Below are 20,761 nucleotides of genomic sequence, written 5' to 3' on the forward strand. Positions count from 1 at the left end.
CCCCGGCATAAAAAAACAGCCAACCCAATTTGGGTCGGCTGTTTTTTTGCCAAGCGTTACCGTTTCTAAGCTAGTGCTTCTCCAAATGAATGGATTGGAGCACCGTTTTGCCAGCGGCAATGACCAAGATGTACTGGCCGGGTGCTACGCTGCTGGCGGGCTTCCAAACCAGGTCATAGGTACCCGGGTTCTGGGTCTTATCCGTGGCCAGCGTCGCTATTTTGCGTCCGGCCATATCGGTCACCGTGAAGGTGAGCGTGGCGCGGGCGGCCAAGTCGTAGCGTATCGTGGTTTGGTCCACTACCGGGTTCGGAAAGGCTTTCGCGCTCACCGTGCCGGCTTGCAGGCCCAGGCCGTTGCTCTGGCGCTGCGACGTCACCGTGGGCTGGGCTTTGGTACCACTCCAGGGGTCTTGCATGAACGGCCAGGCCGTGCGGATGGTGGTGTCGTTGCGTTCCACCCCCGTCGTGAAAGTCAGCACGTTGTTCAACTGCGCCGTCACCGGGTTGGTTGCCCCCGCGGTGTAGTCGTCGTACCACAGGCCCAGCGAGGCCAGCACCACTCCGCTCACGGTTTGCAGCTCAATGCGCGGGGCGTCGTCTTCCAGGCGGCGGCCGTTGGGGAAGCCGTCCATGTTCGGAATGTTCTGCAGCGTTGTCGTGGTATTGAAGCGGGCATCCGTCAGGCCGAGCTTGGCGGCGGCCAGCAGGCCTTCCGAGCTGAAATCGGGGTCGGTGCGGGGCGTTACGGGCACGGCCATGTTCAGGCGCAGCATGTCGCCGCCCAGGCTGGCGGTGGTACCCACTGGCAGGAAGTTGTTGATGAACGGCTTGCCAGCGGCCAGCGGGTTGCCGTTTTTGCCAGTGGCCAGCTGGAAGGGCGGCACGTTGGGCACGCCGGTGTGGAAAATGGGCAGAATATCCACCGAACGCGGCTGGCCGGCCCGCAGCAGGTACTCGCCGTAGCCACCCTGCGCGATGGGCGCCAGCGCCGTGCCGGCCACGGCCGTGCTGCCGGCCAGCCCCGAGAGGCCCGCCGCGCCGTTGCGGAAGTCGAACCCGGCGGCCGGAAGGCCCGTGGCCCCGGCCAGCGACTTGCTCTGAATCCGCAGCATGCTGAAGCCCGGCACCGCTTCGCCGAAGTACGTCTGGCCGGCCGGCTTGGGGGCCGTGGTGCCCGTTGGAACATTGTCGGCCATATACAGGGCCAGTTCCGGGTTGGTGAAGTTCACGTCGTAGGTCCGGTTTTCGGAGTAGGGCGTGCGGGCGTTGAACTCGTTTTTGTTGCCGTAGTTGCTCACCACTTCGTTGGTGAGCGGCATGCCCAGGCGCGATACCTGCACGTAGTTGCCGGAAGTGGTTTGGGCGCCGGTGGTGTTGCCGCTGGCGTCGGGAGCCACAATGGTGCGCAGGGCCGGGCGGCTGGCCGAAGCCCACACCCCAATCACGAAGGCCGGGTCGAGAATGCTGGTGGCGGCCGACACCTGCAGGCCGTCGCGCTGGAGCTGCGCAATGGGGATTTGCAGGGCAATGCAGTTCACATTCTTATGGTAGAGCCCGTCGCGGGCGCGGGTGGCCCGGATGTTGCCCAGGTCTTCCACCGCTCCAATGTCAACAAAGAACGGGTCATCGGCGGTGCCGCAGAACACCTTGGTGCCCGCGCTGGTCCCGCCGCTCACCGTCTGAATGGAATTCGTAATCAGCTGGCGGTAGTTGGCGGCCCCAAAGCCCACGGTGGCATTGGAAATGGCGCGGGGCCCCACGTTATAGGGCGGCACTACGCCGCCGGTCACGATGGTCGTGAACGTGGCGCCGTTGTCGCGGCTCACCTCGCAGGTGTAGGTGGCCTTCTGGTTTTCCTTCACCCCGGCCCCGGCATTGCGAATGCGGAAGTGCGTGGTGAGGTCCTCGTTGGTCAGCGTAAAAGTAAAGCGGTAAGTGATGTCGTCGCCGGCCGAAGTGGGCACGCCGGGCGCCGTGGCTATCGAAGGCCGGTTTTTGATGTGAATTTCGTAGCGCACGTTCTCGCCGAAATTGTAATACACCGGGCCGCCCTGCGGCAGTTGAAACGGAATGTAGTTCGCAATAATGGTCACCGTGTTCGGGTCGTCCGGACTGCGGAAAGCATACACGTCGGTGTTGTCGGCCAAAGGGTCGTAGGAAATCAGCGGTGCCTCGCGGTGGCTGGAGGCCTCCAGGTTGCCCGGCCTGACTCCGAGCGCCAGCGTGCCCGCAAGCACGGCCGAGCCCAGGCCCAAGCCCAGCAACGGTTTGGTAAGTAACTTCTTCATACAGCAATAAAAGATTGGTGTGAAATGGATAAGGCCGGCAACAAGGCCGTTGCTACCGCATTTCACCTGACGCAATACTTTGATTAACAGTTGTCAAATCAAGCCGCCGCACCCGCAATAATGCCAAGGCCATCCCGGGCCAACCTTAAGGCTAGACCTCTGTTAACCTTGAGCAGTAACAGATTATATTTTTTATAATTTTTTGCTTTTATCCACTAAATACTGGCCAGCATGGCTGCTCAAGCGCGCTCCATAAAAATGGCCCGTCCAAGCTCTGGTTCCACACCAGAGCCCGGGCGGGCCGCCAACCTACGCGCAGGGAGCGTTTAGAAAATCTTGCCCGGGTTGAGAATCCCGTGCGGGTCGAACACGCGCTTGATGCCGCGCATCAGGTCCAAGTTAACTTCTTTCAGGGCGATGCCGATGTAGCCTTTCTGCACCAGGCCGATGCCGTGTTCGCCGGAAATGGTGCCGCCCAGCTTCACGCAGAGCTCGAAAATTTCGGTGATGGGCTGGCGCAGGCCCACGTTCCACATCTCGTCGGAAAGCTCGCCGCGGATGATGTTGACGTGCAGGTTGCCATCGCCGGCGTGGCCGTAGCACACGCTTTTGAAGCCGTAGCGGGCGCCGATTTCCTTCACGCCTTTAAGTAGCGTGGGCAACTCGGCACGGGGTACCACGGTGTCCTCCTCCTTATAGACGGAGTTGTAGCGCACCGAATTGCCGATGTTGCGGCGAATTTTCCAGAGGTCGTCTTTCTGGCCGGCGGTGTCGGCCAGCAGGATTTCGCCCACATCGTACTTCTCCAGCACGCCATACACCTGCTCGGCTTCCTTATAGAGCTCGTCCAGGTCCTGGCCGTCGAGTTCGATGAGCAGGTGGGCTTTGATGTCTTCGGGCAGCGTGAGGGGGATTTTGAGGTAATCGGAAGACCAGGCAATGGCCTCACGCTCCATAAACTCCATGCCCGAGGGGATGATGCCGGCCCGGAACACGGCTGAAACCGCGTCGGCCGCCTCCTCTTCCGTGCGGAAAGGCACCAGCATTAGAATGTTGTGCTTCGGGAAGGGCAGCAGGCGGAACACCACCTTGGTGATGATGCCCAGCGTGCCCTCCGAGCCCACCATCAGCTGGGTGAGGTTGTAGCCGGTGGAGTTTTTGAGGGTGTTGGCGGCCGTCCAGATGATGTCGCCGGTGGGCAGCACCACCTGCAGGTTGAGCACGTAGTCTTTGGTGGTGCCGTATTTCACGGCTTTGGGGCCGCCGCTGCTGTGGGCCAGGTTGCCGCCCAGCGAGCAGCTGCCCTTGCTGGCTGGGTCGGGTGGATAGAACAAGCCCACTTCCTTCACCGCGTTCTGGAACACCTCGTTCACCACGCCGGGCTCCACGGTGGCCTGCAGGTTGCGTTCGTCGATGTCGAGAATTTTATTGAGCCGCTCGGTGCTTAGCACCACGCCGTGGTGAATGGGCAGGGCGCCGCCGCTCAGGCCGGTGCCGGCGCCGCGGGGCGTGACCGGCAGGCGGTGTTCGTGGCAGAGGCGCATGATGGCGCCAATTTCCTCGGCCGAGCCGGGGCGCAGCACCACGTCGGGCGCGAAGTGGAAGTCTTCGGTGTGGTCGCGGCCGTAATCGGCGTAGGCATCGGCGGTGGCGGCGGCTGCGGCGCGCTGGGCCGTGAGCACGTGCGCAGGCCCGACAATGGCCTCGAAGGCAACCAATAATTCGGGGGTCAAAGCGTTAAATTCCATGAGCGGCAAAACTAGAATGGCCGCGCAAACTATCTTTGCGGCCGATGGGGAGGGTGACAACGAAGATACTACCGCTACTGCTGCTGCTGACTTTGGTCTTGCTGGCCGGCTGCCACCGCAAGCTCAACTACCGCGACGGCCAGTACCGCTCGGCCCGCGAAATGGTGCGGCTGAAAAAAGGCGGGCGCGCGGCCCCCGCCCGGCCCGGCAACAAGGTGAAAGTGGTGGGCGCCACACCCAGCGGCGGCAAAACCAAGGTGGTGGTGAAGCGCCCGGCCCGCGTGGGCAGCGCCACCGGCACGCTGGCGTCCGTCATCGACGTGGCCCGCTCCTACCAGGGCACGCCCTACCTCTACGGCGGCACCACGCGCCTGGGCCTCGACTGCTCGGGCCTGTTGCAGCTTTCGTTCGGCGCGGCCGGCGTGAGCATCCCCCGCTCCTCCAACGAGCAGGCCGTGTGGGGCGAGCCGGTGAAATCCACCGAATTGCAACCCGGCGATTTGATTTTTTTCGGGGCCTCGCCCGGCAGCCGCACCATCACCCACGTGGGCCTGGTGACGGTGGCCGACGACGAAGGGGTTGATTTTATCCACGCCTCCACCTCATTAGGGGTGGTGGAGAATAGTTTAGAATCTGATTATTACCTCAGCCGGTTTATTCGGGCGGTGCGGCCTCGTTTGTAATATTCCGCCGCTACCTTTGTGACGTAACGGTCCGGCATGCCCTTTCTAAACAATGGTAAAACTACCGTAATATTGGCTCTTTCGGCCGGGTTGTACCTTTGCCTTTGAATTCTGCTCTCACCAGCTTCTCACTAGTCCCACTGTTTCACCAACTCTTTTTCGTATGAATAATTTACGATTACGCCACTTTTTTCTGCTGGCGCTGATGCTCCTCGGCGCTCACGCCGGCTGGAGCCAAGGCTCCACCACGGCGGCCATGAGCGGCCTTATTACGGACAAAACGGGTGCGGGCCTGCCCGGCGCCACGGTAATTGCCGTGCACACGCCCACCAACACCCAGTATGTGGCCCCGACGAACTCCGACGGCCGCTTCAACATTCAGGGCATGCGCGTAGGTGGTCCCTACACGGTGAAAGTGACCTTTGTGGGTTACAAAGACCTGAACCGCGACGGCCTGTTCCTGACCCTGGGCCAGAACCTGCGCTTCGACCAGCAGCTGAGCGACGCCACCACCGAACTGCAGGAAGTGACCGTGAGCGGCCGCCGCGACCCGGTGATGAACGCCGACCACACCGGCGCCAGCACCACGGTGCAGCGCGAAACCATTGAGCGCCTGCCCACCCTGAACCGTTCGCTGAACGACTTCACCCGCCTCACGCCCCAGGCCAACGGCCAGAACTTCGGCGGCCGCAGCGGCAGCTTCAACAACATCACCGTGGATGGTGCCATCTTCAACAACGCCTTTGGCTTGTCGTCGACGGTAGGGGGCCAGGCCAGCGCCCAGCCCATCTCGCTCGACGCCATCGACCAGATTCAGGTGAGCATTGCGCCGTTCGACGTGCGCCAGGGCTCGTTCACGGGTGCCGGCATCAACGTGGTGACCCGCTCGGGCTCGAACAAGTTTCAGGCGTCGGTGTACGACTTCTACCGCAACCAGGACCTGGTGGGCAACAAGGTGGGCGACATCAAGTCGGACTACCCCAAGTTCAACCTGAACAACGTGGGCTTCCGCGTGGGCGGCCCGATTATCAAAGACAAGCTGTTCTTCTTCGTGAACGCCGAGTCGGAGCGTCGGAATGACCCGCCCACCGGCAACTTCACCGCCAACCGTGCCACCGATGGCTCGGCCGCGCCTGCCGGCAGCACCATTTCCAACGCTTCGAGCCGCGACCTGGACTTCCTGAGCAACTTCCTGCAGCAGCAGTACGGCTACAACCCCGGCCCCTACGAGAGCTACAACCTGAAGCAAAACAGCGACAAGGCCACGGTTAAAATCGACTGGAACATCAGCAACAACCACCGCTTCAATATCAAGTACAACTACCTGAAGTCGTACGCGGACATTGCCCCCAGCACCTCGGGCGGCATCAACAACCAACGTTCGCAGTCGCAGTTTGGCCTGCCCTTCCTCTCGTCGTACTACCGCATCAACAACAACCTGAACTCGATTATTGCCGAACTGAACAGCACCCTGGGCGGCGGCAAATACTCGAATAACCTGACGGGCGGCTACTCGGCGTTCCGCGACTTCCGCGAAAGCAGCGGCGGTATTTTCCCGCTGGTTGACATTGGCACCGGCACGAGCCGGACGGCTCTGGGCTCGGCCAACGTGACGGCTTCGAACTCGCTGACCTCGTTTGGCTATGAGCCCTTCTCGGCCTTCAACATCCTGAACTCGGACGTGTGGCAGATTGGCGACAACTTCACGGCTTACCTCGGCAAGCACAACGTGACGGTGGGTACCTACAACGAATTCTACAAGTTCAAGAACGGCTTCTCGCCGAACTACTACGGCAACTACGCCTACAACTCGCTGGAAGACTTCTATGCTTCGGCGGTAAACACGAACAGCAGCTCGCCCTACGGCCTCGCTCCGTATGGCTACAACTACAACCGCACGGCCGGCACCCTCACGCCCCGCACGCAGGCCGAAGGTGCCCTGGGCGCGCAGCGCTACAACCTCTCCTACTCGGCATTGCCGGGCGGCTTCCCCTTCGCCGAAATTTCGGCCGCGCAGCTGGGCTTGTACGTGCAGGACGAATGGTCGCCCCGCAGCAACCTGAAAGTAACCTACGGCGTCCGCGCCGACCTGCCCTACCTGACCTCGGACCTGCAGCAGAACGCAAACGTGGCTGCCCTGACCGGCTTCCGCGATGGTGTGCAGCTTAACACGGGTAACGCCCCGAAGAAGAGCGTGCTGTTCTCGCCCCGCGTTGGTTTCAACTGGGACGTGAACGACGACCGCAAAACGCAGTTGCGCGGTGGTACGGGTATCTTCACCGGCCGTGTGCCGTTCGTGTGGCTCTCGAACCAGGCCAGCAACAACGGCGTGCAGTTCGGCTCGTTCAGCTCCATCGGCAACGCCACCACCGTGCCGACCGGCACGACCCCCGCGTACTTCAGCCCCAGCGTGGACGCCTACCGTCCGCAAAACGCTGCGGCTAACACGGCTTACAACATTGCCGTAACGGCCAGCGACTTCAAATTCCCGCAGGTGTGGCGTACAAACCTGGCCATTGACCAGGAACTGCCCGGCGGTGTAATCGGCACGTTGGAAGCTTTCTATACGAAAGACCTCAACGCCGTGTATCACCAGAACGTGAACCTGCCCGGCACCGAAGCCAACCCGTACAACCGCGCCGTTGGCGCCGATAACCGTCCGATTTTCTACGTTCCCGGTACCAATACCAAAAACAATCAGATTTACGGTCAGCTTCCCGCGCCGAGCCCCAACCCTACGAACCTGCCCAACGGCAACTCCGCCGCCCGCCCGAACATCAGCGACGCCATCCTGATGCGCAACACGAACAAAGGCTACTCCTACGCCATCACGGCGCAGCTGCAGAAGTCGTTCGCCAGCGGCTTCTACGCCAGCGTAGCCTACAACTACTCCGACGCACGCTCGGTGAACGATGGTGGCTCGATTGCCCAGTCTATCTGGCGTGACCGCTCGGTATCGGGCGACCCCAACGCCAACGTGTTGAGCTATTCTAACTTCCTGCAGCAGCACCGCGTGATTGCCTCGGCATCGTACCGCAAGGAGTATGTGGGCCACCTGGCTACTACGCTCTCGCTGTTCTACGAAGCCGCTCCGGCCGGCCGCTACTCGTACGTGTACTCGGGTGACATGAACGGCGACGGCCAGACGGCCAACGACCTGATGTACGTGCCCCGTTCGCAGAGCGAAATCATCCTGAACCCCATCACCCTCACGGCCGCTCAGGGCGGTGGCGTGTACACGGCCGCCCAGCAGTGGACCGACCTGGACAACTTCATCAACCAGGACCCCTACCTGAGCAAGCGCCGCGGCGAGTACGCCGAGCGTAACGGTGCCGTGCGCCCCTGGCAGAACCGCTTGGACTTCCGCCTGTTGCAGGACATTTTCACCAACATCGGCGAAAACCGCAACACGCTGCAGCTGAGCCTCGACATCTTCAACATCGGCAACCTGCTCAACAGCAACTGGGGTACCTTCCAGACGGCTAACAAGGTGAACCCGCTGACCTTCACGAACTACAACGCCCAGGGCCAGCCCACGTTCACGTTCCCCTACCTGACCAACCCCGTGCTTGTGAGCGGCACGGCCGGCACCTCGACCGCCGTGGTAACGCCCGGCACGGTGCTCACCGACACCTTCCGCAAAGACACGGGCGGTATCGGCTCGCGCTGGCAGGGCCAGATTGGCATCCGCTACATCTTCAACTAAGCCCGCTGGCTTAGCGTAGCTCCGGAAAGAGGGCGGGAAGAAATTCCTGCCCTCTTTTTTTGTGGCTGATTGTTTGGGCCTTGCGCTATTTCAACAAAAAAAGTGCGCCCAGGGCTTGCCAAACCGGCTGCGGGCTGTACTTTTGTCGAACCAAAGCGCAATAGGCACGGCGGTAACAAGCAAATCAGGGGGATTAGCTCAGCTGGCTAGAGCGCTTGCATGGCATGCAAGAGGTCATCGGTTCGACTCCGATATTCTCCACTGATACACCCACAAACAGGCAGTTGCGACTTCGGTTGCGGCTGCCTGTTTTGTTTTTGGGGTGTGCGGCCTTGGCCAGTGAAGTTGAGGGCAGAGGTGAAAAATATGGTTTTGGGCTGAATTAAAAATTTCAGCAGCCAACGCGCAGAATCGTTGCCAGCTTGCCGCAAAAGCCGGCCCGGAAAAGCGAAGCTCGCAAGCTTCCTGGCCCAGCAGGCCATAAGCAAGCAATGGGCGGTACGCCCGGGGCACGTTTGGAATAGGCTGGTCGCCATTTCCGGTTTTATATTGAGCAGGAAATCAACCAACTGCTCAATGCTAAAACGATTACGTATTCTGGTATTGCTTCTCCTGGCGGGCCTGGCCCTGTCGGAACGCGCGCAAGCGGCCCCGGGCGACACAACCCGCGTCACCATTTTCAACCAGCGCAAGCTCACGCACTACGGCTTTTATGACACCACGGCGGTGATGCCGGCCGCCGGCCGGCGCTACCGCAAGGTGCTGATGCACTACATTCTGGGACGCTACGCCTGCGCGCCGGGCTCGCAGTACTGCGGCTCGTGGGACTACACCACGCGCCTGATTCTGCGCCCGCCGGCCCACGACAGCCTGGAAATGGTGCGCATCATGACGCCCTACGCTACCGACTGGCTGGCCACCAACAAAACCCACGACTACGTGGTGGACGTGACCGACTACGCGCCCCTGCTGGTGGGCAGCCCCGGCATGCGCTTCGACTACCAGGGCTACTCCTGGGGCTTCACGGTGACGGTGCGGCTGGACTTCATCGAGGGCACGCCGCCGCAGGACCCCGTGGACGTGCGCAACGTGTACGACGGCACGTTTGCCTACGGCCGCACCACCGACCCCATCGACAGCCACCTGCCGGCCCGCGCGCTGGTGGCCCCCTCGGCCGGTACCATTGCCTTGAAGAGCCTTATTTCGGGCCACGGCTCCGACCCGGCGGGCTGCGCCGAGTTCTGCCGCCGCTACTACCAGCTGCTCATTAATGGCCAGTGGAACAGCACCACCTCGCTGTGGCGCGACGACTGCGGCAAGAACGAAGTGTACCCGCAAACCGGCACCTGGGTGTATGACCGCGGCAACTGGTGCCCCGGCGCGGTGGTGCGGCGCATTGTGCAGCCCCTCAGCGGGGTGACCACGCCCGGCCAGCCCTTCACGCTGGACGTGGACATGCAGCCCTACACGGCCAACAACCAGACCTCCGCTTCGGCCCAGTACATCTGGAGCAGCCAGCTGGTGACGTCGGGCGCCATCAATTTCCGGACGGATGCTTCGCTGGATGAAATCATGGCCCCGAACTCGAACGAGAATTACAAGCGCGAAAACCCGATTTGCGGCGGGCCGCAGGTGCGGCTGCGCAACCTGGGCAGCAACCGCCTCACGGCCGTGACCATTGCCTACCGCGTGCAGGGCCGCGGCCCCACTCAAACCTACAACTGGACCGGCGACCTGGCCTACGGCCGCGACACGCTGGTGGCCCTGCCGCCTCTGAGCACCCTGATGAACAACACCGCCGGCGGCCGCTTCCAGGCCTGGACGGCCACGCCCAACGGCACCCGCGACCAGAACGCCTACAACGACACGCTGACCACGCGCTTCTCGCCGTCCATCCAGCTGCCCGGCTCCATCACGGTAAACATGGTCACCAACAACGCCCGCAACGGCCTCTACAACGAAACCAGCTGGCAGATTATCGACGTGGCCGGCAACGTGGTGGGCCAGCGCGTGAACGCCGCCGCCAGCACTACCTACAACGACAACGTGCGCCTGGTGCCGGGCTGCTACTCGCTGCGCGTGACCGACCTGGGCTGCGACGGCTTCTCGTGGTGGGCTTCGCCGGCCACGGTGGGCACCATGCGCATCCTGAACTCGGCGGGCAACGCGCTGAACATTATCAACGGAGACTTCGGCTGCGAGTACACGCTCAATTTCCAGGTAGCCGGCACGGTGTCGGGCGTGGCCAACCAGAAGCTGCTGAGCGCGCTGGACGTGTACCCCAACCCCAGCCACGACGGCCGTTTCACTTTCGACCTCAACCTGCCCGCCACCCAGGACGTGCAGTTGCGCGTGGTAGATGCCCTGGGCCGTCGCGTGTGGGCCCGCACCCTGCCCCAGGTGAAATCCACCGTGCAGCAGCTCGCCCTCGACGGCGTAGCGCCGGGCGTGTACGCCCTCGAAGTGCGCCTGGCCGACGGCACGACGCTGAACCGCCGCCTGGTGATTGATTAGGTTTTCACAGTGAGTCGAAAGAACGTCATGCTGAGCGAAGTCGAAGCATCTCTACCTCTTCGCTGCAGCGAAATTGATTAGTTGGCGCGGCAGAGATGCTTCGACTTCGCTCAGCATGACGTTCTTATTATTAGCTACATGACAAAAAACACCACCTCCCCTTTCCTAACCCTCACACCTTGAATGCAAAAAGCCCCCGCAGTGTACTGCGGGGGCTTTTTGTTGTCCAGCAAATGCGCGGGGCTATTGCTTGCTCACCTTGATGGTGCTGATGCGGCTGTCGTCCTGGTAGCGTACCAGGTAGATGCCGGCAGGCAGGCTACTGAGGTCGAAACGGGCCGTTTGGCTCGTTACGGGCTGGGTTTGGAGCGCGCGGCCGGTCAGGTCCGTCAGGCTAAGCTGGGCGCGGGGGCCGGCGGTGGCTACCGTTACGGCGAGAGAATTGGTGGCCGGGTTGGGGAAGGCGTTGAGGGCTACTTCCGGCTGCCCGGTACGGCTGGCCGTCACGATGGCGATGTTGACCAGATAGTCCTCGGCTTCGCCATAGTCAGACTGTGAGGCGCCGCAGGCCTGGGTGGCCAACGGCACCGAGTCGTCACCGCCGCGAATGCGCATTTTGGTTTGACCTAACAACGCTCCTGTTGGCACCACCACGTTGATGGTAGCCGTGCCGTTGGCGCCCGCATTGGTGCCCGACGTGAAATATTCGCTGCCATCAAAGATGCCGTTGTGGTTGAAATCAATCCACAGGGCGCTGTACTGGGAAGGCTCCGCGCCGAAGGTGAGCACCACATTATTCTGGAAGCCTACCACTACTTCCGGTACGGCCAGGCCCGACGCACCCGTTTGCTGGGCGCTGTAGTCGTGGTAGTAGGGCGCCACATTGCCCAAGGTGCTGGTGTTGTTGGCTAGGTTCCGCAGCGTCACGGTTTTGATGATGTCGGTGTTGCCGCCGCTCACGTAGGTGGGCGTGCAGTAGCACTGCGTGAACGGAGCCAGCGTCACGCTCACCGGCGCCGACAGGGCCGTGGCGCTGCCGGCCGCGCAGGTCACCTGCAGGCGGTAGTCGGTAGCGGCCGTGAGGCTGGCCACGGTGTAGGGCACGGTGGTAGCGCCCGCGATGTTGGTGAAGGTGTTGGCGCCGGCCGGGCTGCTTTGCCACTGGTAAGTGAGGCCCGTAGCGCCGGTGGAGTAGCCGCTGGCGCGCAAGGTGAAGGCCGTGGCCGGGCACACCGCCGGGCTGGAGGCCGTGGCCGTGCCGCCGCTGGGCGTGCCGGCGCAGGCGGTGGGCGCCGCGATGGTGACCACATAGTCTTCCACTTCGCCGAAGTAGTTGTTGAAGCAGGCCTGGTTGCCCACCACGCCGCCGTTGTTGGAACGCACGCGCAGGCGGGTGGGGCCGGTGAGGGCCGTGGCCGGAATAGTCACGTTTGCGGTGAGGCTCAGGTCGAGGGTGGCGAAGCCGGTGGCCGGGCCGGTGCCGACGAGGGTATACTCGCTGGCGTCGAAGGTGCCGCTGTGGTCGTAGTCAATCCAAATGCCGGCGGCACTGTTGGTGGCATTTACCCGCAAATCGAGCGTGACCGGGTAGGTGGCGCCCTGGCTGAGCGTGGTGGTGAGGGCCGCGTTGGTGGTGTAGCTGGCGTAGCCGCCGGAGCTGCAGGTGGTGCCGGTGTTGCCCAGTGAGGCCAGCGTCACGCCCCGAATCCATTCGTTGGCGCAGCTGCCGCCGGTGGGGGTGCAGTAGCAGTTCAGGAAGGAGTTCTGGGGCACGTTCACGAGTGGCGACGTGGACGAGATGCCGCTGCCCGAACAGGTGACGACCACGCGGTAGTCGGTAGCGGCCGTCTGGCTGGCCACGGTGTAGGGCACGGTGGTGGCGCCCGCGATGTTGGCGAAGGCATTGGCGCCGGCCGGGCTGCTCTGCCACTGGTAGCTGATGCCCGAGCCGGAAGCGGCCCCGGTGAGGCTCAGCGTGAAGCTGTTGTTGGTGCAGGCGCTGGCGGTGCTGGCGGCCGGCACCCCGGCAGCCGGCGTGCCGCTGCACACCGAATTGATGGTGATGCCCATGACGTTGAGCACACCCGTGGTCGAGGTTTTGGCAAAGCCCACGCTCTGGATTTGCTTGGCGAAATTGGTGCTGGCAATGGTGAGGCGCAGTTGATACAGGCGCGGGTCGGAAGCGTTATTTTCGCGATTTTCGACGCCGCGCTGCACCCGGCCCAGGCCCAGGATGGCGTAGCCCGAGCCGCCGTACCAGTCCGATACCGTCTGGCCGCTGAACACCTGCGTGGTGCCGTCAGTAAACGTGACGGTGATGGTGGCCGTGCTGGCCCCGCTGCCCGATGTAGCCAGCACATACACCTCGCCCGCCGACTGCGGCGTGGTGAAGGTGAGCGTGCCCGAACCCGTGCCCGTGCCCGTGGCCGTGGCCGGCATCCGCAGCGAATTGCTGCCGGTGTAAGGCGCCAACTGGTAGGCCAGGCCCGCCGTGGCGGCGCTGTTGATGAGGCCGTTGTTGGGCAGGTACGAGGTGCCCGTGGGGTTGTAGTCCTGGGCCATGAAGACGTAGTTGCTGTCGTCGACGCCCACCGTGGTTGAATTGGTGGACACGCCCGTGCCGTTGGCCACCACGTCGTGGTTGTAGCCCGTGAGCGCCACGGGCACGTAGGCGGCCTGCGCCCGCGTGGCCGCGCCCAGCCCCAGCGCACAGAGCGCCAGCTTGGCATAATTTGTAAATTTTTGTTTCATGAAAAAGGTGTTGGTGAAGAGGTTAAACAGGGAAGCAGACGGTGGGCAAGTCCTGAATTTAAAAGTAGCGCCTCGTCCGTGAGTTTCGGTAAGTGACGCGCTTTAAACATGTAATTCCCCTACCCCCACTCACAGAAAAGCTCCCGCCGGACGGGCCGGCAGGAGCTTTCTGAATGGTAGCGCGGGGCTAGCCGGTTATTCCACCACTACCCGGCGGGTTACAGCGCCTTGGCCGGCTACCTGCAGATGCAGGGTGTACACGCCGGCGGCCAGGTCTTTCACCGACAGCACCGTTTGGGCACCGGCGGCGCTGAGGGCCACGGTTTGCTCGCGCACGCGCTGGCCGAGGCTGTTGAACAAGGTCAGCTGGGCTTCTTTGGCACCCGGCACGGCCGGCAGCAGCACCGTGACGCTGGTATGGGCCGGGTTGGGATATACACTCACGCTCGCGGCTGTGAGACCGAGCTGCGCGGCCAGCGGGCTGGCCATGGGCGAGAAGTTCAGCGTGAAGCGGCCCGCGATGCTGGCCGTGCCGGTGGTACTGAAGCGGTAGCTGGCCTGCTGGAGCAGGTCAATCTGCTGGCCGGTGAGGGCGTCGCGCAGGTACACCGGGCCGGCGGGCAGGTTCAGCAGCTCGTCGGCGCGCAAGGTGTAGGTACCGGCCTGGGGCACGTTCACCGTCAGGGGCACCACGGTGGCGGTGCTGGTTAGCGGCAGGCCGTTGATGGCCAACTCGGTGCCAGCCGCTACCGCCGCCAGGCCGAGGCCGGTGGGGTTGGCCAGCTTCACGGCATCGTAGCGGGCATCGATGCCCGCGGTGGCGCCGTTTTCAAAGTACACATAGGCGGCGTCCGAGAGCGTGGCGCCGGTATTTTCCAGGGCCAGGCGCACGCGGGCGCGGGGGTCGTTGCCGCGCTGGAAGCTGCCCCCGGTGCCGAAGTCGGTGCTGCGGGCGGCGTTGGTCAGGGTGAAGGTGGCGGCCGTCGTGCCGGGGCTCACCCGCACGAAGAAGCCCTGGCCCATGCCGATGGTGGCCGAGCGAGTGCCCGTGCCCAGGCCGTTGGTGTAGCTGGTGTAGCTGCCCGCGTACTGGCTGGTGCTCTGGTACACATACACGGCCGCATCCACGCCGGCCGGAATGGTCACGTTGTCCCAGTTCAGGGTCGAGGGGTACGGGTTGCCGAGCAGGTTCCAGCCGGCATCAGGCGTGGTGCCGCGGGTGAGAGCCTGCGACACGTTGCCCGTGCCCAGCGTGCCCACGAAGTCCACCATCTGGCCGGCGGCCAGGTTCACGGTGTAGCCTTTGCCCGAAGTCAGCGGGTCGGCGGTCGAAGTCGGGGCCAGCCAGCCGCGGTCGAATACCGAATAGCTGGTGGCGGGGCTGGTGGCCTGCTGGGCTTCGCTGTAGCCGAACACGTTGGGGAAGGGCGTCACGGTGCCCGGCGTGGCCGAGGCGTTGTAGGCCGCGCCCTGGCTCACGCTGGGGCTGAAGCTGGCGGTGGTCAGGTCGGCCACCGTCGTGTTCGTCACCGGGGCGGCGAAGTGGCGGTAGCCCAGGCCGGCATTCGTGGCCGGGCTGATGTAGCGCTGCACGGTGGCCGCGCCCGTCACGGTGCCGCCGCTGGCGCCCACAGCCACCAGGGCCGTCGAGTCGGCGTCGGAGCGCAGGGTCAGGTTCTGGCCGCCCAGCAGGTTACCGCTGGTCAGGGTGAGCAGGCGGCGCAGGGCCACGGGCTGGCTCAGGGTGAGGCCGGCTGGGTTGTTCACCGTCAGGTTGCGCACCTGCGCGGGGAGGCCCGAACCCGTGACCTGGGCCGCGCTGCCGTTGTAGCCGTAGGTACCCGCAATCGAGAACTTACGCGTGGCCAGCTGAATGGCGCCAGTCGCGCCGCTCAGCGTGATGCCGGCCGGGTCGCAGATGTTCAGGGTGGCGCCGGCAGCCAGGGCGAAGGTGCCGGGGCCGGTCAGGGGCTGGCAGGCGGTGTTCAGGGTGCCGCCGGGCAGCACGGCCAGCGTGCCGTTCACCGCCGTCGCGCCGGTGAGGGTGCCGGTGCCGGTGCCGGTCACGGTCACGTTATTATAAGTACCGGCCGGAATGGTGGCGGCGGTGCTCACCGTCAGGTCGGGCAGGCTGCTGCTGATGGTGACGAGGTAGTCCTCTACTTCGCCGAAATAGTTGTTGGTGCAGGCCGAGCCGGCGCTAATGGACACCGTGCTGTTGGCCGAGCGCACCCGCATCCGTGTTGGGCCGGTGAGGGCGGTGGCCGGGATGGTGATGTTAGCGGAGGCCGACACGTCGTTGGCCCCGGTCAGCGTCGTGTTGCTATACACCGAAGTGTATTCGCTGGCCTCGAAGATGCCGTTCTGGTTGAAGTCAAGCCAGACGCCGGCCCCGGCGGGGTTCGAGTTGATGCGCAGGTTCAGGCCCAAGGCGTAGGTAATGCCTTGGCTGAGGGTGGTGGTCAGGGCCGGGTTGGCGGTGTAATTGACGTAGCCGCCGCTGGTGCAACCGGTGCCGGTGGTGCCGGTGCCCACGTTGCTGAGCGTGTTCAGCGTCACGCCCCGGATGTACTCGTTGGAGCAGTCGCCGCCCGTGGGCGTGCAGTAGCAGTTGGCGAAGTTGTTCTGCCCCACCGCTACCACGTTGGAGGATGTGGTCTGGCCGCTGGCCGTGCAGGTTACTTGCAGGCGGTAGTCAGTGGCGGCCGTTTGGCTGGCCACGGTGTAGCTCAACGCAGTGGCGCCGCCGATGTTGGCAAACGTGCCGGTGCCCGCCGGGCTGCTCTGCCACTGGTAGTTCAGGCCGGTGATGTTGCCGGGGTTGGAAGCCGACAGGGTGAACGAGCTGCCCGCGCAAACGCTGCTGGCCGTGCCGGAGGCCACCAGGGCCGCCGGGGCGCCCGCGCAAGCCGTGGGCGCCACAATGGTGACGGTGTAGTCCTCGGTTTCGCCGTCGAACTGCGCCACGCAGGCGTCGCCGGCCCCAAAATCGCCATACGACGTGATGCCCGCCTTGGTCCGCACGCGCATGCGGGTGGCGCCGGCCAGGGCCGTGGCCGGAATGACCACGGTAGCCGTGGGCGAGGCCGTGGTGCTGGTGGTGCTGCTGGCCACGAATTCCGACGCATCAAAGGTGCCGTTCTGGTTGAAGTCAATCCAGACGCCGTAGCGGTAACCGGCGCCGGCGTTGGCAATGGTCAGCGACAGCGGGGTGCTAGTGCCGGCGTTCAGGTTGGTGGTGGCGGTGCTGGCCGGATACAGCGTGTAGGCCGAGGCCGCGCAGCCCGAGCTGTTGTTGAGGGTGCCGATGCTCACATTAGAAATCGAGCCGTAGTTGGTGCAGCCGCTGGTCGAGGAAGTGGTGCAGTAGCACTGGTCAAATGCATTCTGCCCCACGCTCACCACGTTCGAAGTAACGGGCGTGCCGCCGTACTGGCAGCTTACCACGAGCTGGTAGTCGGTGGCGGCCGTCTGGCTGGCCACCGTGTAGTTCTGCGTAGTAGCGCCGCTGATGTTGGCAAACGTGCCGGCGCCCGCCGGGCTGCTCTGCCACTGGAAGGTGTAGCCGCCCAGCGTAGTCGGAATGCTGTTGGTCGAGAGCGTGAACGAGGAGTTCGCGCAGGCGTTGGCGGTGCTGGCCGTAGCCGCGATGCTGCTGGGCGGGGCCGTGCAAGTGGCGGGCGCCGCGATGGTGATGAGGTAATCCTCCGTTTCGCCGTACCACACGCAGCCGTTGACGCAGCCGGCGGCCGTGTTCGTGGTGCAGGCATCGGTGGCGGCAATGCTGCTGTTGCGCCAGCGCACCCGCACCCGGGTCGGGCCGGTGAGGGCCGTGAGGGGTACCGTCAGCGTCGTGGTCAGGATAACGTCGCGGGAAGGCAGGTCGGCGTTGCCCAGGGCAATGTATTCGCCGGCGTCGAAGGTGCCGCTGTGGTCGTAGTCAATCCACATGCCGCCCTGCGCGCCGTTGCTGTTCACGCGCGCCGTGAGGCTCACGCCATTTGCATAAGTAGCGCCTTGGTTGAGGGTCGTCGTGTAAGTGGAGTTTCCGGTGAAGTCGCCGGTGCCGTTGGTGGAGTTGGCGCCGGTGGTATTGGTGAAGCCCGACGTGCCGGGGAAGGTCACGCTCTTAATGTACTCGTTGGTACCCGTGCTCAATACCGTGCAGTAGCAGTTCAGGTAAGCGCGCGTCACGCTAATGATGCTGGAAGTCGTCGACTGCCCGCTGGCCGTGCAGGTTACCACCAAGCGGTAATCGGTCGAGGCGGCAATGCTGCTCACCGCATAAGTGGAGGCCGCTTGGGCGCTGCCCAGGTTGGTGAAATTGTTGGCGCCGGCCGGGCTGCTCTGCCACTGGTAGCTCAGGCCGGTAACGCCGGTCGTGATGCCCGTGGCATCCAGCGTGAAGCCCGTACCGCCGCACACCGACGTGGCCGTGCTGGTGGCTGTGGTGGCCGCTGGCGCGCCCGCGCAGGCCATGCCGGCCGTCACCGTCAGCGTGTAGTCCAGCGTTTCGCCATACACCGTAGCGGCACAGGTGTTGGCCGAGTTCGTGAGCACCGAACCGGAGTTGCTTTCGCTACGAATGCGGAGCTTGGTGGTGCCCACCGCGGCGCCCGCCGTGAGCGCGGCCGGAATGCTGAGCGTGACGGTGCCCGCGCCCGTGGTGGTGCCCGCCGTCAGGTATTCGCTGGCCTCGAACACCCCGTTCTGGTTGGCGTCGAACCAGGCCGCCACCCGCGAGGCATTCGACACATTCACCGTCAAAGTATAAGCAGTGGCTTGCGTGAGCGTGCCGGTAGCCGTGGCCGTGGGCACAATGCCGAACGAGCCGTAAGGCGCCGTCGGGCAGCTGATGCCGGTTTGCGCCAAGCCGCTGCCCCCGTTGAGGTTTACGGCCGTGATGGTGCCGTTGACGCCGCAGCTGCTGTTGGTGGTGGATTGGGGCGGGTTGCAATAGCAGTTGATGACATCGGTCTGGCCCACGGCCAGCTCGCCCGAGGTAACGCTCGTGCCGTTGGCGCAGGTCACCACGCAGCGGTAACTGGTGGCTGCGGTCTGGTTGGTCAGCGTGCAGGTGGCGCTGGTGGCGTTGGTCGTCACCGGCTCGGTGGTGCTGGCTGTGGTGGGAATGTTGGCCCATGCGGTGCCACTACCCTTCTGGTACTGCCACTGGTAGGTGTAGCCCAACTGGGGCGGCACGCCGGTCAGCACTAGATTGAGGCTGGTGGAGGCGCAGGCCGTGGCCGAGTTGGCCGCCACGCTCAGGCCGCCGCTGCTCAGGGCGCAGGTGGTGGGCGCGCCGGGGTTGATGCTGGCGGCCAGCACGCTCAGAATGGTGTTGCTCAGGCCGGTCACCGTCACACCCGTGACGGTTTTGCCGTATTCGGCAGGGCTCAGCGCCAGCTTAAACTCGAACAGGTTGGGCGTGTTGCTGGCCACCCCGGTCGTGGTGCTGATGTAGCTAGTGATGGCGTTGGTCGTGTTGGAAGCGCCGCCCGAGGTGTAGCCCTGCACGCGGGCGTTGGGGCTGTAGCCCACGTAGGTGGGGGCCGCCACGCCCGTCGTCGTAAACCAGTTATAGAAGGTTGGCGAGAAGGAATGCGAGGTGCCATCCGAGAAGTTCACCACCATCGTACCCGCCCCCGGCAAGCCCGACGTGACGACCGTATTGGCCAGCACGTACACTTCCGTGGCCGACGTGGGGGTGGCGAAGGCCAGCGTGCCCGACGCTGCCCCCCGTATCTGGAGCGCGTTAACGCCCGTGTAGGGCTGCAGCTGGTACGTGAGGCCGGGCACGGTCAGGCTTGGAATGGAGCCGTTCAGCGGCAGGCCCTGCGTCACGCTCAGGGGCGTGCCCGTCGTCGACTTGGTGTAATCGGCCGATACCAGAAAGTAGCCGGCCCCGTCCACGTCGGTGGCCGAGTTATTGGGCGATGATTGGCTGGTGCCGTTGGCTACCACGTCCTGCCCGGTGGCGCTGTTGGCGCTGGGCGTGCCGGCGGCCGGCAGCGTCAGGGCCACCGGCGCGTAGGCGCCCCCGCCGCCGCTCACCGCCAGCACATGAATGATGCCCGTGCTGACAATTTTATCTACCTGAATGCTCGTTACGGCGCTGCTCGTGGCCCGGGTCTGGTCCAGGGGCAGCACCAGCTGGAATAGGCGCGGGTTGTTGCCGGGCAGCTCAAACGTATTATTGGTGCCGGTGCCATTCACGCGGGTGTTCAGCACAAAGGCCGTGGTGGTGTGGTAGGGCTGCACGATGGTGGAATACCAGTCGGGCACAATGCGTGCAAACACCTGCGAGCTGCCGTCGGCAAAATTCACCGTCAGGCGCAGGTTGTTGGCCGTGGCGGTGCCCACGCCCCCGCCCGTCACCAGCACGTACAGCGTCTGGGAGTTGACCGGCGAAGCCATAGTGAGCGTACCCGAGTTGGTGCCCGTGAGGCGCAGGGCATTGCTACTCCCATACCCGGCCAGATTGAACCGGACGTTGGGCGTGCCCACGCTCAGAAACGACTGCCCGAACGGCAAGCCCAGCGACGGGTGAAAAAAGCCGGCCGCCCCGCTCGTCGTGTAGTCAACCGACGGAAAGAAGTAGCCGCCGCCATCAATGTCGACGGCCGAGCCGCCAGCAGCCGTCTGGGCCGTGCCGTTGGCCACAATGTCTGCATTGAAGCTGCTGCCCGCCAGGGGCACCGGCTGCGGAATCACCTGGGCTTGGGCGGCGTAGCCGGCACCCAGTGCCACCGCCAGCGAAAGCAACCGGCGCAAAAAAGGTAAAGGTTTTTGCATAAAAGAAGAAAGAGTTAAGAAATGTAAGTCAATGGCTGACAAGGCCAGACCCGACGCTATAGAACAGTAGTTGTTCTTTTCACCCAACGAAGAATCGTTAGCCGGCTAAATGTAAAATCAAATTTTAACGACCAAAAAACTTCACATTTAGAATTTGTTAACTTATTCTTTTAATAATGGATAGTTCGTTATTTTTTATTTCTCCAATGAATGAATTTCATAAAACCAACGCGATAAATAATATTTTGCTAAAACCATTTATTAAACTAAAAAT

7 protein-coding genes and 1 tRNA gene are annotated in these 20,761 nt (G+C 63.6%); 4 read left to right on the plus strand and 4 right to left on the minus strand.

Translation table 11 applies throughout. From position 1 onward, the window contains the following. Positions 1-70 precede the first annotated feature (70 nt). Positions 71-2,290 (minus strand): DUF4331 family protein, encoded by a 2,220-nt coding sequence (locus Q4S41_RS15965; RefSeq protein ID WP_305032125.1) that lies wholly within the window; start codon positions 2,288-2,290, stop codon positions 71-73. Between the two features lie 326 nt (positions 2,291-2,616). Continuing rightward, entirely contained in the window at positions 2,617-4,038 is a 1,422-nt protein-coding gene (locus Q4S41_RS15970; protein WP_305032126.1) for an FAD-binding oxidoreductase, read from the minus strand. Between the two features lie 92 nt (positions 4,039-4,130). Between Q4S41_RS15970 and Q4S41_RS15975 the strand changes: the two genes are divergently transcribed. From Q4S41_RS15975 to Q4S41_RS15990, 4 genes are all read left to right on the plus strand, one after another. Then, positions 4,131-4,721 carry a C40 family peptidase gene (locus Q4S41_RS15975; RefSeq protein WP_305032127.1) on the plus strand — a complete coding sequence of 197 codons (591 nt, stop codon included), beginning with the start codon at positions 4,131-4,133 and terminating at the stop codon, positions 4,719-4,721. Between the two features lie 163 nt (positions 4,722-4,884). After that, positions 4,885-8,427 carry a TonB-dependent receptor gene (locus Q4S41_RS15980; RefSeq protein WP_305032128.1) on the plus strand — a complete coding sequence of 1,181 codons (3,543 nt, stop codon included), beginning with the start codon at positions 4,885-4,887 and terminating at the stop codon, positions 8,425-8,427. 187 nt (positions 8,428-8,614) lie between these two features. Beyond that, positions 8,615-8,688: transfer RNA gene (locus tag Q4S41_RS15985), tRNA-Ala, on the plus strand. 315 nt (positions 8,689-9,003) lie between these two features. Further along, the gene (locus tag Q4S41_RS15990; protein WP_305032129.1) at positions 9,004-10,941 is read left to right on the plus strand and encodes a peptide-N-glycosidase F-related protein; all 1,938 of its coding nucleotides are present in this window, start codon (positions 9,004-9,006) and stop codon (positions 10,939-10,941) included. A gap of 243 nt (positions 10,942-11,184) precedes the next feature. Here Q4S41_RS15990 and Q4S41_RS15995 read toward each other — a convergent pair whose 3' ends face one another. After that, positions 11,185-13,692 (minus strand): GEVED domain-containing protein, encoded by a 2,508-nt coding sequence (locus tag Q4S41_RS15995; RefSeq protein ID WP_305032130.1) that lies wholly within the window; start codon positions 13,690-13,692, stop codon positions 11,185-11,187. Positions 13,693-13,887: 195 nt separating this feature from the next. Next, a complete protein-coding gene (locus tag Q4S41_RS16000; protein ID WP_305032131.1) occupies positions 13,888-20,487 on the minus strand; it encodes a GEVED domain-containing protein in 6,600 nt (2,199 codons plus the stop codon). Between the last annotated feature and the right edge of the window lie 274 nt (positions 20,488-20,761).

It is taken from the genome of Hymenobacter convexus, from assembly GCF_030580955.1.
In the GTDB taxonomy this organism is placed as follows: Bacteria; Bacteroidota; Bacteroidia; order Cytophagales; family Hymenobacteraceae; genus Hymenobacter.